Raw genomic sequence first — 14,131 nt, forward strand, 5'->3', positions numbered from 1 at the left:
GAAGCGCAGGCGCACGAACATGGGGAGGGGGTGCCCAGGGATTATGCGCGGGCGGTCAAACTGTATTGCGATGGTGCCCGCTTGGGTGATTCCGAAGCCCAGTTCAGTCTCGGGTGGATGTACGCCAACGGGCGAGGGGTCGATCGCAACGACGCCCTGGCGGCATACTTTTTCAGCCTGGCGGCCAGGCAGGGACATCTCCAGTCGCAGAAGATGCAGCGTTTTGTCGGCGACCCGACGTCGGAGGTGCCGGATTGCATGCGCCCGCTGTTGCTGCCGCCTGTCGACGATGGCACGGATGACATGCTGCCGCGCAACGAAGCGCAGAAAATGATCGTCGGTCTGGTGCACCAGTTGGCGCCCGAATACGGTGTCAGTCCGCGTCTGGCTCTGGCGGTGATTCGGACCGAATCCAACTTCAACGCCGGAGCACTGTCGAGCAAGAATGCGCAGGGACTGATGCAGCTGATTCCCGATACTTCGGCACGCTTCAACGTCAAGAATCCCTTTAATCCGGAGCAGAACCTGCGCGGTGGTCTGGCCTATTTACGGTGGTTGCTGGCCTATTTTGAAGGCGATGTCAGTCTGGTGGCGGCTGCCTATAATGCCGGTGAAGGAGCCGTCAACCGTTACCGCGGCGTTCCCCCTTACGCGGAGACACGCGGTTACGTGCAGCGGATCATCAGCCTCTTCAAACGTGACGACCATCCCTATGATGCCAGGATTACGACGCCTTCTCCGGAGTTGCCGCGGATTCGCCTGAGCAAGGGAGCCTAGGGATGAGATTCTGGTTCTTGCTGATCTGTGGTGGCGCTTACCGGCGCGCTGCGACCGTTTCGGGGAGGCTGGCGGCTTTTGCGCTAATCCCTGGCTTGCTGTGGGTTGCTGGACCCGTCTGGGCAGATTTGCCCGAGCTGATCGAACGGGTCAAACCTTCCGTGGTGGTCATTGGTACCCTTCAACGCACGCGCAGTCCGCAATTCGTAATGCGCGGTACAGGTTTTGTGGTCGGCGACGGTTACGAGGTGGCGACCAACGCGCACGTCATTCAGGAAGAACTCAATGTGGCCGCCGGCGAGACGTTGGCCATCGTCTTCCGTTCTGCCAGCGCCGCAGCCCAGCAACGCTTGGCGAAGGTGATCCGGGTCGACAAGGTGCACGATCTGGCCCTGTTGCGTGTCGATGGTCAGGCCTTACCGGCGCTCATCCTGCACGATTCCGAGTTGGTCAGGGAAGGGCAGTCGGTTGCTTTTACCGGTTTTCCGATCGGCGGGGCACTGGGGCTGTCGCCAGTCACCCACCGCGGCATCATCTCGTCGATTACTCCGATCGTGCTGCCCAGCGCGAATGCGCGACAGCTCAACGCCAGGGTCGTGCAGCAGATCAGGAGCGGCAGCTTTGACATCTATCAGCTTGACGCCACTGCCTATCCCGGCAATAGCGGTGGCCCGCTGTATGAAACGACCCGGGGCGAGGTGATCGGCATCATCAACATGGTATTCGTCAAGGAAAGCAAGGAATCGGTCCTCAGCAAGCCTTCTGGAATCAGCTTCGCCATCCCTGTGCGCTACCTGCGCGAGTTGATGACGCAGAACTACTGATTGATCTGCCACCATTCCTGTCATTGGCGTGCATGGCGATATATCCATGATTAGCACATTGACTATCAAGAGATCGGTGTCTCGTAACCTTTGAGTAGAAATACGCGCATCCGGCCTTTGCCCTTGACGACAATCTCGCCACGATCTTCGCAGATAAAGTTGCTTGGCAGCAAGGCGCGCGTCGCGTCGCTGATCTGGATCTCGCCGGATATTCCCTGCGATTCCATGCGGGCGGCGATATTGACCGTATCGCCCCAGAGGTCGTAGATGAAGCGCTTCTTCCCGATCACGCCAGCTACGACTGCTCCCGAATTGATGCCAATACGGATCTCCAGCCCAGGGAAATCCTTGATTGCCGTCTGCATTCGCAAAGCCAGTTCTGCGGCTGCGATGGCGTGATCGGGGCGCGCAACGGGAATGCCCGCCGCGACCATGTAAGCATCGCCAATCGTCTTGATCTTTTCCAGCCCGCTTTGCTCGGTGAGATCATCGAAACGTGTAAAGATGGCGTCCAGGAGACCAACGACGTTGGGCAATGATTCGGATAGCGCAGTGTAGCCCACGATGTCCGCAAAGAGCACGCTGCATTCCCCGAAGGCATCGGCGAAGGTGCGTCCCTCGCGGCGCAAGCGCTGGCTGATCGTCGGTGGCAGCATGTTTTCAAGGAGTGCTTCCATGCGCGCGTTGGCACCCGCGAGCTGCTTCTCGGCTTCAGCCATATCGGCCACAAAAAGCCGGGCTACCCAGATCAGCGAGGCGAAATTCGCCAGCGAGAGAATCCAGCGGCCCGTCCGTTGAGCGTCGGGCAGGTAGGCAGGGCCCAGTGCTGGCCAGGTCAGTAAACCCAGTTCGACCGAAACGAAGATCATGACACAGGTGCCCACATACACCCGCCGACCGAGCTTCCCGTGCTCGAAGAACAACAGATAGGCGCCACCGATCAGTGGAAGCAGTTGGTAGTGGCTCATGCTGAGAAATGGACCCGTCACGCCCTCGAGTGCAATCATGCCGGCGACGACCGGAATGACGATGCAGAAATAACTGTGACCGGCAAGACCGAGTTGTCCGCGGCAGAGACAGAACCACACCCAGGCCCCTCCGCAGACTGAAACTCCTTGCAGGATCAACGTTGGCCAGTCGCCCCGCGTCAGTGCAACAACACTCCATGCCATCGCATAGGCAAGCAGGAGTCCGACTCCGGTATGCAACAAGCGCAGCGCCCGGTGGCGGCGATACTGGCGAAATTCGACGTCGGTATAGACGAATTCCCCTGAGGCACCGCAGTTACTCATCACGCTTCCTGACTCCTGTCGGCCGGCTTCGGGAGACTGGATGCGTTCATGCAGGCAGAATGGCAGAGTTCAGGCGAAAAGATCAATGGCCGACCCCGGCGATTGCTCACTCGTCGCGGTATCGGTATAGGCGGCCAGCGTCGGCTGGCCTGGTGTGCCGGATGTGTCGTGCCGGCGGGCACTGGCGTTGCCCTGGCTTGCCAGTTCCATGCTGGCCTGCATCGCCATGCGCGTAGCCATGGCGGCGACCTGCCGGTCTTGCCCCGAGGGGTCGGCGGGGGCCAGCGCAGCGGCCCTGATCTGCTCGGCCTTGGCCAGAGTTTCAGCGGGTGTGCGTCCGGGCGAGGTGTCGATCCCGACTTCACCACCCATTGCATAACGTTGCCCATCCGGGCCGAATTCGTAGGTAAAACTGGCGCCACCGCGGACCAGGCTGCCGCCGGCAGCGACATGCGCCATTTCGTGAGCGCGTACTTCACGGTCGCGTTGCTGCAAGACCTGTATTTTTTGCAGATCGGCCTCGGAGAGTTGGCCGTCGCCTTGGCTCCTGGATTGGATGCCGGGTTTGCTGTGTTCGCTCTGGCCGTCTGCTTCGACATGCGACGTGACACTGCCATCGCTTGCCGTATCGCGACTCGATAGCGATACATCAGGACGCTCTTGACGTACGGCTATGAATGTACTGCTGCTTGGCGACAGGTTGGCGATCATTTCTCGACCTCTGGTTTCTGGTTAGGATCAACTGTCGGTCAGGGCACCCAGGTCTTCTTCCACCGCTGCCGGATTGTCGAGTCGGTCCCAAGGCTCAAGCAGCAGCAGCCACAGAAGTTTGTCGAATTCGCCGGCGAAGCGGTTGACGATTTGCTCAGGGTCGTCGACCATGTTCTTGTCGGTGATGAGTCCGAACTGTACACGGCCGTTGTAGGAGAGGATGCTGACACCCATGCCGATGTCGCCGGCTTGCGGGACCCAGACCATTTCCTGCTCGATCCTGCAGCCGGCGAAAAAGCGTGGCTGTTGCGGGCCGGGGACGTTGGTCATCACCGCCGTGGTCTTGCTGGCCAGCAGATTGAGGAGCTGGTCCTGGATGAACTTGGGAGCCATGCCGGCGGCGCCCAGCAGGGTGAAGGTCAGCATTGCCTGATAGGAACCCTTCAACGCCATCATCCTGGCGCGAGTGGCGTAGAGCCTGGCCAGTGGGTTGTCGATGCCGATCGGCAGTTCGAGAGCCACCAGACCAAAGCGGTTTCCAAGATCCTCGATGTCATCCGGTGCGCGCAGATTGACCGGGACCATCGCACGAATCTCGGTGGCAGCCACCGGGTCGCCTCTGGCCATCAGGTAGCCGCGCAGGGCACCTGCCACCGAAGCCAGCAGGATGTCGTTCACCGAGCAGCCGAGAACCTTGCCGACGGCCTTGATTTCGGGCAAGGAGATCGGCTCGGACCAGGCGACCCGTTTGACCGTCCCCGCTTTGCCCTTGTAGCGCGTCGGGGTGTCGTTGGGCAGTAGCGCCAGCTTGCCGACTTCCTCGGCGATGGCCCTGGCGACGAGCACATAGTCGCGGATCGTCGCGGGGTTATGACGCAGGCCCAGGTAGTGTCCCCACACTTGGCCCCCGATGCGGATCGAGGCCAGAGCAACTTCGCTGAGCGGCTCCAGGATGGTTCGCCAGAAAGCGTCGCCAGTATCGCTCCCTTGGTCGTCAGCAGGATCATCCTGAGGAGGCGCTGCCACCGTTCCGCCGTCCTCGGGGGCATCAATGTCGTTGTCGGTCAGCGAATTGATGACGCCAGTCAGGGCGATGCCGTCCGCAATCGCGTGATGGATTCTGACCACCAGTGCGGAGTTGCCGTCGGCAGTGTCGACAAGGTTGAATTCCCAGCGGGGTCGTGACGGGTTGAGTGGGGTGCCGGCCATGGTGGCAACGAATTTTTGCAGCTCGTTCTTGCCGGCAGGCGCTGGGAGAAAAGAATGGCGGACATGCGTGTCGATGTCGAAGTCGGGGTCGTCATCCCACCAGTTACCATGGGCATCCTGCCTGGCAATTTGCCGGAAGCGCCGGTAACGCACGATGCGCTGTGCGACGGTACGCTTGAAACGTTCGGTGTCGATGCGGCCCTTGAAGATCATGACCCCGACGATCTGCATCAGGTTTTCTGGACGATCCATGCGCAGCCAGGCGTTGTCGACGTGGGCAATTCTTTCGCGTGGGTTCATTGCGGCTGCTCCCGGGAAAAATGGCCAGCCCATATAATAGCAAGTCATTTCAAGTGATCATCAACCGGAGGAACCAACGTGAGTGACTTGCAAGCCCAGTTCGAGGCCGCCGTGGCCAGTTCCAAGACCCTGCCCGAGCGCCCGGACAACGCCACCTTGCTGAGGCTCTATGCCCTTTACAAGCAGGTGACCGAAGGCGATGTTGAAGGTCGTCGCCCCGGCTTGACCGATATGGTCGGTCGCGCCAAGTACGATGCCTGGGCGGCAATCAAGGGCACTGCAGCGGACGTTGCGATGCAGCAGTACATTGCCGTGGTCGAGCAACTGAAAGCAGCCTGAAAGCAAGGACTGGCGGCTTGCCCGACAGTCTGGTTCAGACCGGAAAGTTCTCGTCGAAGTATCTGTGGGCTGCGCGTTCGATGGCTGGTTTGACAGCGAAGAGCAGGAGTCCGAGACGGATGCTGAGCGACACTTCCTTTTCGTCGAGGGTCAGTTCGCCGGTCACACCCGGCCGCTTGAAACGCATCCGGTTGCCGTCCCACGCGTAGTCAAGGTCAAACTCTTCCTGTAATTCGCCGGCCATATGTTCGGCGGCGGTACGCGCCTCGGCGAGGCTCTTGTCATGCCGGCGGCGAATGATGATTTCGCTCATGTGAGAGGTCCTTGGATGTCAGCCGATTTCGGCACAGAGTGAGCGGAACGCCGCATAGCGGCGAGGGTCGATGGCGCCATGCTCGACGGCGGCAAGGATACTGCAGTCGGGTTCGCGGTCGTGCTGGCAATCGCGAAATCGACATTGGCCGAGCAGTGGTCGCAGTTCGAGAAAAGCCTGCGCAATGTCCTCCGACGAGAGATGGCGCAGGCCAAATGCCATCAGCCCTGGCGAGTCAATCAGCGCAGCACCCGTACTGGGGTGATAGAGATGGGCATGCGTAGTGGTGTGCTTGCCGGCGTTGAGTGCCTGCGAGATTTCCCGGGTGGGCGTACAGGCGTCTGGGATCAGGGCATTGATCAGCGTTGATTTGCCCATCCCGGATTGGCCGATCAGCAGGCTGGTATGGTCCGCCAGGTACGGCAACAGGCGTTCGCCATCGTTGCGCGCAGAGAGCTTCAGAACCCGATAACCCAGTTTCTCGTACGCCAGCAGGGTCGCCGAAGCTGCCGGTACACGTTCACTGAGGTCGCACTTGTTGAGAACGATCAGAACCTGGATGTCCTGACTTTCGGCGGCGACGATGCAGCGTGTGATCAAATCGTCCGAAAACGGCGGTTCGGTGGCGACGACGATGATGAGTTGTGTCACATTGGCGGCAATCAGTCTTTGCTTGAAGTGGTCCGAGCGATAGAGCAGCGTTCGCCGCGGTTCAAGCGTGGCGATGACGCCCTGGTCGGCACTGGTTCGCTGCACCTTCACCTGGTCACCGCAGACCAGTTCGCTCTTTTTGCCACGAGGAACGCAGAGCAGCGTCTCGCCATCGCGCAACTCAACCCGGTATTGCCGCCCGTAAGCGGCGATGACGCTGCCGGCCAGTCTCAAATTCGTGCCAGTGCTTCGATCTTGGCGGCGCAGATGAAATCGTTGCGCGACAGGCCGGCAACGTCATGCGTGCTGTAGCTGATCTTCACACGGCCATAGCCGACTTCGAGATCAGGATGATGGTTCTCTCGTTCAGCAAGGCCTGCGACGGTGTTGACGAATAGCAGGGTGACCGCGTAGCTGGCAAAGGTGAACTCCTTATGGAGCAGACCGGGCTCGGCAATCTGCCAGCCTGGCAGGTCGGCCAGCAGGGCCGAGGCCTGTGCGGGATCCAGGGCGTGTTCGCTGCCGCGTAGCGGCCGGCAATGTTCGAGAGCAAGTTCGGTGAGCATGGGATCCTCCTGTTTCTGCTTAATGTGAAAGTCGCGTCAGCGACGCACGGAAGGGGCGAAGGCGGGGTTTCGCGGAGCACTGCTCTGCTCTGCTCTGCGCCGCCGTAGCCGGCCCGCGATGCAGCGCGGGCCGTGGGAAGAGCCGGGGGAGAGGGAACGGTCATGACTTTCATCATCAGGGGTGAAGTCATGATCGTCAGGCGTCCTGCAGGCGGGCGATGCGCAGGGCAGCGGGTGGGTGTGAATCGTAGAACAAGGAATGTAGCGGGTCAGGGGTCAAGGTCGCGGCATTGTCTTCGTACATCTTGACCAGGGCGGCCACCAGATCGCTGGCCGAAGCATGGGCCGCCGCGTAGCGGTCTGCCTGGAATTCGTCGCGACGCGAGAGGAGACTCAGCAGCGGGGTCAGCAGAAAAGCAAAAACCGGTCCGGCGAGAAAGAAAAGGACCAGCCCAAGAGCCGTGTTCTGGCTCGTCAGACCGAGACCGCTGAAGAACCAGCCGGCATCGATCAGTTGCCCCAGGATGGCAAGAAACCCGAGTGACAGGACAAAGAGCATACCGATCCGCTTTTGCACGTGCCGGTATTTGAAGTGTCCCAGTTCGTGTGCCAACACGGCTTCGATCTCAACGGCTTGCAGGCGGTCGAGCAGGGTATCGAAGAAGACGATGCGCTTCGTCTTGCCGAAACCAGTGAAGTAGGCGTTACCGTGGTTCGATCGCTTCGATCCGTCCATCACCAAAAGATCCGAACTGGCGAAGCCGCAGCGATCCAGCAGTGCCTCGACGCGCGTTCTGAGTCGGGCATCGTCGAGCGGGACGAACTTGTTGAATAGCGGCGCGATCCAGGTTGGATAGATGAACAGGAGGAGCAGGTTGAAAGTGCACCAGAAGAGCCATACGTAGAGCCACCACAGCTCCCCCATTCTCGCCATCAGCCAGAGCACGGCGAGCAGCACCGGCGTGCCGATGACGATGGCCAGGATGGCCTGCTTGAGGTGATCCGCGAAAAAGATTCGGAGAGTCATGCGGTTGAAGGAAAATTCTGCTTCGATGACAAACTGGTGATACAGGCTGAGCGGCAGGTCAACGATGGCGGAAATCAGCAGGACGCTGAAGATGAGTGCGACCCCGTAGGGCAGGCCATCGAGTCGTGCTGACCAGAAGTCATGCAGTATCTGCAAACCTCCACCCAGCGTGAAGGCGAGCAGCATCGCCACTTCAACGGCCAGGCCGATCCTGCCAAAGCGGCTGCGTGCTACGGTATAGTCGGCGGCCTTTTGATGAGTCTTGAGATCGACACGATCAGCGAAGTTCTCGGGTACGCGGCCGCGATGCGCCATGACATGCGTGATTTGCCGCTGCGCCAGCCAGAGGCGCAAGGCGCACATGACCAACAAGGCGGCAAGAAAGATGAGGGAGAAGGTATTGAACATACGGTTGTGACACAATGGCGACTTTACGGTTCAGATGGATTATATGACAAAGGACGCTTCCTACCTCGTTTGGCTGGACATGGAAATGACCGGTCTGGTACCTGACTGCGACCGCATCATCGAACTGGCGATGGTGGTCACCGACAGTCAGTTGATGACCATCGCCGAATCAACGGTGTGGGCTGTACATCAGGAGGATGCCTGCCTCGATGCAATGGACGAATGGAACCGGAAGACACATGCCCGCTCCGGACTGATTGATCGGGTCAGGGCATCCACATTCGACGAGGCGGCTGTCGAGGCAGCCGCGCTGGAGTTCATGCGGGCTTATGTTCCCCAGGCGGTCAGCCCGATGTGCGGCAACTCGATCGGCCAGGATCGACGCTTCATGGCAAGATACATGCCGCAGCTTGAGGCCTGGTTCCATTACCGAAACCTGGATGTCAGCACCCTCAAGGAACTCTGTCGGCGCTGGAAACCCGAGGTGGCAAGAGGTTTTGTCAAGCGCTCCGAGCACTCCGCGCTCGCGGATATCCGCGAATCGATTGACGAATTGAAGTACTACCGCGAGCACTTCATCAGACTCTAATTGCCAGGCGATGAACCTCTCTTGACGTCGCGCCGATAGAGGTGCAGTCGGTCGCTGTCCCGGCGTTCGGCGGGACGACCGCCATCCCAGACCTTCCGCCAGCCGCTGGCCGCTGGGGAGCGGCCATCCCTGGGGGCGCCGTGGATCAGCAGCCAGTCGCACTTCCTGGCGGTGGCGGAGTTTGCCGGAATAGTACGGATCCCGTCGAAGTAGTCCAGTGAGGCGATGATCGAATCAGCGAGGTTGGCTCCGGCAATGCAGTGGCGATTCTCGGGCAGTGCCTTGGCCAGCGAAGCGGATACCTGGCGGTAAGTCTTGCTGTAGTCGATCCAGGGCATCCAGAGCGTTACGATCAGCAGCCAGAACAAGGTCAGACCGGACATCCAGTGCATGATCCCGCGCATGGGGGAACGCGGACTGGTCATAATCAGCCAGCACCAGACCAAGGTTGCCAGCAGGGCGACGCTGGCGCACAGGATACTGAAGTGCCCCACGAATCCCGGTTCGAGTCGAACAGCCTGGCGTGCCAGCCTTTCTGGCCAGCCGAAGACCATTGCGCACCAGCCAATCCAGGCCAGCAGGGCAAGGAGACTGAAGGTGATCATGCCAAACCAGTCAAACGCGTTCGCCGCGCCACGTCGCAGTGAAGCGACGCCCGGAACGGCCAGCAGAACCAGCGGTGGCAGCAGCAGCAAAGCTGGTACGCTGCGTGCTCCGATAGCGCTGCCGACCATCAGCAGAGAGACTACGAAAGCAAACATCGGCAAGGCCAGCGGGGTCGTAGCCCATTGGCGCCGTTTTGCCCAGAGTGCCCAGCAGGCGAGAGGGGAGGCTGGCCAGGCATACCAAGGGAGCATCAGCAGCAGGCGCTGCACAGCGAGCAGGGGTTGCCCATTGGCGCTGAGCTGGGTCAACTCGCCCTGCGAGAAGGCGGCGAGGTACTCGGGCGAGGTCGCGAACAAGGCGGCCAGCCACCCGCCGGCAAGCGCACAGGCAAACAGCAGCGAGCCAAGCAGCAGCAGCGCCGAGCGTTGACGATGGTCGGATCGCCAGACCACGAACGCTGCCACGGGCAGCAGCGGCAACATCGCCGCCAGGCCGTTGGCGAGGAAACCCAGTCCGAGCGCCGAACCGAACCAGGAAGCGCCTCGCAGCGGTCGCCTGTCAAGTTGCGTCAGTCCCCAGTAGGCGGCGGTGTGCGCTGTTAGCGCCGCCAGCATGGGCTGCGCTTCATGCGCGTGGAACAGGAAGCCAATGCTGCCGGCAAGCAGCAGCGGTGCGGCCGGAGCTTGTTCGCGACCGTGCAGTTCGCGTGCAGCGAGGAAAATGAAGCCCAGGGCGAGCAGGGTGAATACTCCGCTGGCCAGTCGCGTCGCCTCATGCAGCGGCAAGAGCCAGGACAACAGCCGACTGCCGCTGGCTGCCACCCAGTAGTAGAGAGGTGCGTCGGGGTAAGGGCGACCAGCGAGGCTTGGCGTCAGCCAGTTTCCGTTTGAGACCAGGTCATGGACGATGCCGATCGTGACTGCATCATCATTTCTCCAGGGGTCGTGACCGATCAGCCCCGTGCAAATATAGAGGACGAGGAGAATCGCCAGAGTCCAGCCATTGGGCGGCAATGGAATTCCCCGGAAGCGAGCATGCTCCGCCTGCGCCGGCATCTGGAAATGAGTACTGATAAGCCGCTATTTGGGAACGAAAAAGGCAGCCGTGGGGCTGCCTTTTTCTGTCGACCCCACTGTTCGACCTAGACCGGTTTGCGCATCGCGCCATACTTCTGGTTGAATTTCTCGACGCGGCCAGCCGTATCGATGATTTTCTGTTTACCGGTGTAGAAAGGATGGCAGGCCGAGCAGACCTCGACGTGCAGCGCTTTCTTCATTGTCGACCGGGTGGTGAAGGTGTTGCCGCAGGAGCAGGTCACCGCGATTTCACCGTAGGCAGGATGGATTTTGTCTTTCATCTGGTGCTTTTCCTGTAGGTTAAGGCTGTCATGATCAGGCGACAAGCAGAGCATGAGGCATCAAAGGCATCATTATCGGCGATTTTTCCACTGTCTGCAATCCGGAGTCTTTCTCGCTGATATCGCGATCACCGATCGAAGGCCTTCCTCTTTCCGTGCAATCCATTGATTTTCCAGCCGATAGGGGTCTGGATAGCCCAGCGCAGCCAGTACCCGGCGCTCCTGGTTTTCCATTTCACGGGCCTCCTTCTTGCCCGTTTCATGGTCGTAGCCCTGCAGATGCAGCATGCCATGGACGATCAGATGGGCGTAATGGGCTTCGAGCGATTTGCCCTGGGCGCTCGCCTCGATCGCAACGACCGGCGCACAGAGCACGAGATCACCGCAGAGCGAGGGTTCCTGCTGATAGGGAAAGGACAGGACGTTGGTCGCGTAGTCTTTGGACCGGTAGGTACGGTTCAGGCTGCGGCCTTCGTCGGTATCGACAAAGCGTACGGTGATCTGTCCGCCAACGCCGTGATGGACTGCCGCAGCACGTGCCCAGCGACGAACCTGCGATTTCCCGGGGAGGTCCGGCCAGTCACCGGCATGCTGTACGCTGACCTGCAGCCGCCGCTCACACTTCGCCATGCCCGGCCGGCGCGGCGGCGTGAACTTCCAGCGCAGCGGTGTGCGCTTCGTAGGCCGAGACGATGCGCGCCACCAGCGGATGGCGCACGACGTCTTCCTTCAGGAACTCGGTGAAAGCGATGCCGCGGACTTCCCTGAGGATCTGGCGGGCCTCGATCAGGCCGCTCTTCTGGCCACGCTGCAGGTCGATCTGGGTGACATCGCCGGTGACTACCGCCTTGGCGCCGATGCCGATGCGCGTCAGGAACATTTTCATCTGTTCGGGCGTCGTGTTCTGCGCCTCGTCGAGAATGATGAAAGCGTGGTTCAGGGTGCGGCCGCGCATATAGGCCAACGGTGCGATCTCGATCGCACCGCGTTCGAACAGCTTGCCGACGCGCTCGAAGCCCATCAGATCGTAGAGCGCATCGTAGAGCGGTCGCAGATAGGGATCGACCTTCTGTGCGAGGTCACCCGGCAGAAAGCCGAGGCGCTCGCCGGCTTCGACTGCCGGGCGGGTGAGCACGATGCGCTGCACCAGTTCGCGTTCGAAGGCGTCAACCGCCGAAGCGACGGCAAGATAGGTTTTGCCGGTACCGGCCGGGCCGGTACCGAAGGTGATGTCGTGTTCCTGGATGTGCTTCAGGTATTCGATCTGGCGTGGCGTGCGGCCGTGCAGCTCGGTCTTGCGGGTCAGCAGCGCCGGTGCCAGGCCGCCACCCGACGCGTTGTGGCGTACCGGTCGGTTGAGCAGTTCGATCAGGCCGAGCTGAATGTCATCGACCGACAAGGTGTCCTTGGCCTGGGCGTAGAACTGCTGCAGAGCCTCGGAGGCGCGCGCCCGCTGTCCGGCTTCGCCGCGCAGCGTAAAGCGTTCGCCGCGGCGGGCAATCGAGACGTCGAGGGCGGTCTCGATCTGGCGCAGATTCTCGTCGAGGGCGCCGCACAGATTGGCCAGTTGCTTGTTGTTGACCGGCGACAGCAGCAGTTCGGTGGCCCGGCTTTTCGGCGGCGAGGAGTGTGCAGCCGGGCGCTCGGAAGCATGCGTGTTCATGTGCTTGCACCGACGATCTCGCCGCGTAGCGAATGCGGCAGGGCGGAAGTGATGCGGACATTGAGAAAGTGATCGAGAAGGGGCGTGTTGTCGCCAGCCTTGCCGGCAAAATTGACGACACGGTTGTTGTCCGTTCGCCCCGCGAATTCCCGGCGGTTCTTCTTCGACACGCCTTCGACCAGCACCCGCTGGACGCTGCCGACCATCGCTGCCGAAACCGCCTGCGCCAGTTCGTCGATACGCTTCTGCAGGCGCAGCAGACGTTCGAGCTTGAGCGATTGCGGCGTATCGTCGGCAAGCTCGGCAGCCGGTGTTCCTGGGCGCGCACTGTAGAGGAACGAGAACGAGGCGTCAAAGCCGATCTCGTCGATCAGTTTCATGGTCTTTTCAAAATCATCGTCGGTTTCGCCCGGAAAACCGACGATGAAGTCTGATGAGAGCGAGAGATCAGGACGCGCAGCGCGCAGCTTGCGCACCAGGCTCTTGTATTCGAGCGCCGTGTAGCCGCGCTTCATCGCCGCCAGAACCCGATCGGACCCCGATTGCACCGGCAGATGCAGGTGCGAGACGAGCTTGGGCACCCGGGTATAGGTGTCAATCAGCCGTGCCGACATCTCGCGGGGATGCGAGGTGGTGTAGCGAATGCGCTCGATGCCCGGAATTTCAGCGATGTATTCGATCAGCAAGGCGAGGTCGGCCGCCTCATCGCCAGCGAGTGCCTGCCCGCTGCCCAGCATGGCGCCGCGGTAGGCGTTGACATTCTGTCCGAGCAGGGTCACCTCCTGGACGCCCTGTGCGGCCAGCCCGGCGACTTCGGTCAGGACATCTTCGAAAGGCCGCGACACCTCTTCGCCGCGCGTGTAAGGAACGATGCAGAACGAACAGAACTTGCTGCAGCCCTCCATGATCGAGACAAAAGCGGCAGCGCCCTCGACCCGCGCCGGTGGCAGATGGTCGAACTTCTCGATTTCCGGGAAGGAGATATCGACCTGTGACTTGCCCAGGCGACGCCGGTCGGCAATCAACTGCGGCAGCCGATGCAGGGTCTGCGGTCCGAAAACCACATCCACATAAGGGGCACGGGCGACGATCGCCGCACCTTCCTGGCTCGCCACACAGCCGCCGACACCGATCACCAGATCGGGATTGGCGAGTTTCAGCAGGCGTACCCGGCCGAGGTCATGAAAAACGCGCTCCTGCGCCTTCTCGCGTATCGAGCAGGTGTTGAAGAGGATGATGTCCGCATCGTCGGGCGTATCGGTTTGGACGATGTCTTCGGATGCGGCGAGCACGTCGGCCATCTTGTCCGAATCGTACTCGTTCATCTGGCACCCGAAGGTGCGGATGAAGAGTTTTTTGGCCATGTCTGCCATGCCTGCTTTGTTGTTTGCGTTAATGCCAAAGTCCCGTCAGCGGCTCACGAATCTCCCCTCTCCACGCGTGGGGGAGGGGAAACGGTCATGACTTTCATGATCGGGGGTGTCTGGAAAAGTCATGAC

General features: G+C 60.8%; 15 protein-coding genes and 1 pseudogene. 4 read left to right on the forward strand and 12 right to left on the reverse strand.

The annotated features are described in order from the left end of the window. Both CAPSK01_RS00480 and CAPSK01_RS00485 read left to right on the forward strand, forming a co-directional pair. Positions 1 to 777, forward strand: a 777-nt coding sequence (locus CAPSK01_RS00480) for a transglycosylase SLT domain-containing protein (protein ID WP_034920896.1), incomplete at its 5' end; no start/stop codon positions are given. Positions 778 to 779: 2 nt separating this feature from the next. Beyond that, positions 780 to 1,601 (forward strand): serine protease, encoded by an 822-nt coding sequence (locus tag CAPSK01_RS00485; RefSeq protein WP_273702800.1) that lies wholly within the window; start codon positions 780 to 782, stop codon positions 1,599 to 1,601. 65 nt (positions 1,602 to 1,666) lie between these two features. Here the strand turns inward: CAPSK01_RS00485 and CAPSK01_RS21290 are convergent, their stop codons facing one another. The 3 genes from CAPSK01_RS21290 to CAPSK01_RS00500 all read right to left on the reverse strand — a co-directional run bounded on the left by CAPSK01_RS21290 (position 1,667) and on the right by CAPSK01_RS00500 (position 5,113). Further along, positions 1,667 to 2,893, reverse strand: coding sequence for an adenylate/guanylate cyclase domain-containing protein (locus CAPSK01_RS21290; protein WP_273702801.1), 1,227 nt, complete (start codon positions 2,891 to 2,893; stop codon positions 1,667 to 1,669). Between the two features lie 69 nt (positions 2,894 to 2,962). Continuing rightward, positions 2,963 to 3,604 carry a putative metalloprotease CJM1_0395 family protein gene (locus CAPSK01_RS00495; RefSeq protein WP_273702802.1) on the reverse strand — a complete coding sequence of 214 codons (642 nt, stop codon included), beginning with the start codon at positions 3,602 to 3,604 and terminating at the stop codon, positions 2,963 to 2,965. 27 nt (positions 3,605 to 3,631) lie between these two features. Continuing rightward, positions 3,632 to 5,113 (reverse strand): wax ester/triacylglycerol synthase family O-acyltransferase, encoded by a 1,482-nt coding sequence (locus CAPSK01_RS00500; RefSeq protein WP_034921055.1) that lies wholly within the window; start codon positions 5,111 to 5,113, stop codon positions 3,632 to 3,634. A gap of 78 nt (positions 5,114 to 5,191) precedes the next feature. Here CAPSK01_RS00500 and CAPSK01_RS00505 point away from each other — a divergent pair, with 78 nt between their 5' ends. Continuing rightward, entirely contained in the window at positions 5,192 to 5,452 is a 261-nt protein-coding gene (locus tag CAPSK01_RS00505) for an acyl-CoA-binding protein (protein WP_034920899.1), read from the forward strand. Positions 5,453 to 5,486: 34 nt separating this feature from the next. Here the strand turns inward: CAPSK01_RS00505 and CAPSK01_RS00510 are convergent, their stop codons facing one another. The 4 genes from CAPSK01_RS00510 to CAPSK01_RS00525 form a co-directional block, all read right to left on the reverse strand. Then, entirely contained in the window at positions 5,487 to 5,765 is a 279-nt protein-coding gene (locus CAPSK01_RS00510; RefSeq protein WP_273702803.1) for a polyhydroxyalkanoic acid system family protein, read from the reverse strand. A gap of 18 nt (positions 5,766 to 5,783) precedes the next feature. Beyond that, the gene (rsgA, locus tag CAPSK01_RS00515) at positions 5,784 to 6,650 is read right to left on the reverse strand and encodes a ribosome small subunit-dependent GTPase A (protein WP_034920902.1); all 867 of its coding nucleotides are present in this window, start codon (positions 6,648 to 6,650) and stop codon (positions 5,784 to 5,786) included. Further along, positions 6,647 to 6,982 carry a 4a-hydroxytetrahydrobiopterin dehydratase gene (locus tag CAPSK01_RS00520; protein WP_034920906.1) on the reverse strand — a complete coding sequence of 112 codons (336 nt, stop codon included), beginning with the start codon at positions 6,980 to 6,982 and terminating at the stop codon, positions 6,647 to 6,649. Before CAPSK01_RS00520 ends, rsgA begins: the two co-directional genes overlap by 4 nt. Before the next feature lie 196 nt (positions 6,983 to 7,178). Further along, positions 7,179 to 8,417, reverse strand: a complete 1,239-nt coding sequence (locus CAPSK01_RS00525; protein ID WP_034920908.1) for a M48 family metallopeptidase — start codon at positions 8,415 to 8,417, stop codon at positions 7,179 to 7,181. 43 nt (positions 8,418 to 8,460) lie between these two features. Here CAPSK01_RS00525 and orn point away from each other — a divergent pair, with 43 nt between their 5' ends. After that, on the forward strand, positions 8,461 to 9,006 hold the full coding sequence (orn, locus tag CAPSK01_RS00530) for an oligoribonuclease (protein ID WP_034921060.1): 546 nt from the start codon (positions 8,461 to 8,463) through the stop codon (positions 9,004 to 9,006). Here the strand turns inward: orn and CAPSK01_RS00535 are convergent. The 5 genes and pseudogenes from CAPSK01_RS00535 to miaB all read right to left on the reverse strand — a co-directional run bounded on the left by CAPSK01_RS00535 (position 9,003) and on the right by miaB (position 13,996). Next, a complete protein-coding gene (locus CAPSK01_RS00535; RefSeq protein ID WP_034920910.1) occupies positions 9,003 to 10,667 on the reverse strand; it encodes a glycosyltransferase family 39 protein in 1,665 nt (554 codons plus the stop codon). The two genes, orn and CAPSK01_RS00535, sit on opposite strands and share 4 nt — an antisense overlap. A gap of 86 nt (positions 10,668 to 10,753) precedes the next feature. Continuing rightward, entirely contained in the window at positions 10,754 to 10,969 is a 216-nt protein-coding gene (rpmE, locus tag CAPSK01_RS00540; protein ID WP_034920912.1) for a 50S ribosomal protein L31, read from the reverse strand. Between the two features lie 180 nt (positions 10,970 to 11,149). Next, a pseudogene (gene ybeY, locus CAPSK01_RS00545) lies at positions 11,150 to 11,599 on the reverse strand (rRNA maturation RNase YbeY); the annotation flags it as partial. After that, positions 11,586 to 12,632 carry a PhoH family protein gene (locus CAPSK01_RS00550; protein ID WP_273702804.1) on the reverse strand — a complete coding sequence of 349 codons (1,047 nt, stop codon included), beginning with the start codon at positions 12,630 to 12,632 and terminating at the stop codon, positions 11,586 to 11,588. The pseudogene ybeY and the gene CAPSK01_RS00550, both read right to left, overlap by 14 nt. After that, complete coding sequence (gene miaB, locus CAPSK01_RS00555; protein ID WP_034920914.1) at positions 12,629 to 13,996, reverse strand: tRNA (N6-isopentenyl adenosine(37)-C2)-methylthiotransferase MiaB; 1,368 nt, start codon at positions 13,994 to 13,996, stop codon at positions 12,629 to 12,631. The genes CAPSK01_RS00550 and miaB overlap by 4 nt, the downstream gene beginning before the upstream one ends. Positions 13,997 to 14,131 lie beyond the last annotated feature (135 nt).

This window comes from Candidatus Accumulibacter vicinus (genome assembly GCF_000584955.1).
In the GTDB taxonomy this organism is placed as follows: Bacteria; Pseudomonadota; Gammaproteobacteria; order Burkholderiales; family Rhodocyclaceae; genus Accumulibacter; species Accumulibacter vicinus.

What these genes read in the sequence shown, in the direction of transcription:
- CAPSK01_RS00535 (WP_034920910.1), bottom strand. Translation starts at nt 10,667, where the DNA reads ATGCCGGCGCAGGCGGAGCATGCTCGCTTCCGGGGAATTCCATTGCCG.
- orn (WP_034921060.1), top strand. Translation starts at nt 8,461, where the DNA reads ATGACAAAGGACGCTTCCTACCTCGTTTGGCTGGACATGGAAATGACC.
- rpmE (WP_034920912.1), bottom strand. Translation starts at nt 10,969, where the DNA reads ATGAAAGACAAAATCCATCCTGCCTACGGTGAAATCGCGGTGACCTGC.
- CAPSK01_RS00495 (WP_273702802.1), bottom strand. Translation starts at nt 3,604, where the DNA reads ATGATCGCCAACCTGTCGCCAAGCAGCAGTACATTCATAGCCGTACGT.
- CAPSK01_RS00525 (WP_034920908.1), bottom strand. Translation starts at nt 8,417, where the DNA reads ATGTTCAATACCTTCTCCCTCATCTTTCTTGCCGCCTTGTTGGTCATG.
- CAPSK01_RS00550 (WP_273702804.1), bottom strand. Translation starts at nt 12,632, where the DNA reads ATGAACACGCATGCTTCCGAGCGCCCGGCTGCACACTCCTCGCCGCCG.
- CAPSK01_RS00485 (WP_273702800.1), top strand. Translation starts at nt 780, where the DNA reads ATGAGATTCTGGTTCTTGCTGATCTGTGGTGGCGCTTACCGGCGCGCT.
- CAPSK01_RS00520 (WP_034920906.1), bottom strand. Translation starts at nt 6,982, where the DNA reads ATGCTCACCGAACTTGCTCTCGAACATTGCCGGCCGCTACGCGGCAGC.
- CAPSK01_RS00500 (WP_034921055.1), bottom strand. Translation starts at nt 5,113, where the DNA reads ATGAACCCACGCGAAAGAATTGCCCACGTCGACAACGCCTGGCTGCGC.
- CAPSK01_RS21290 (WP_273702801.1), bottom strand. Translation starts at nt 2,893, where the DNA reads ATGAGTAACTGCGGTGCCTCAGGGGAATTCGTCTATACCGACGTCGAA.
- CAPSK01_RS00510 (WP_273702803.1), bottom strand. Translation starts at nt 5,765, where the DNA reads ATGAGCGAAATCATCATTCGCCGCCGGCATGACAAGAGCCTCGCCGAG.
- miaB (WP_034920914.1), bottom strand. Translation starts at nt 13,996, where the DNA reads ATGGCCAAAAAACTCTTCATCCGCACCTTCGGGTGCCAGATGAACGAG.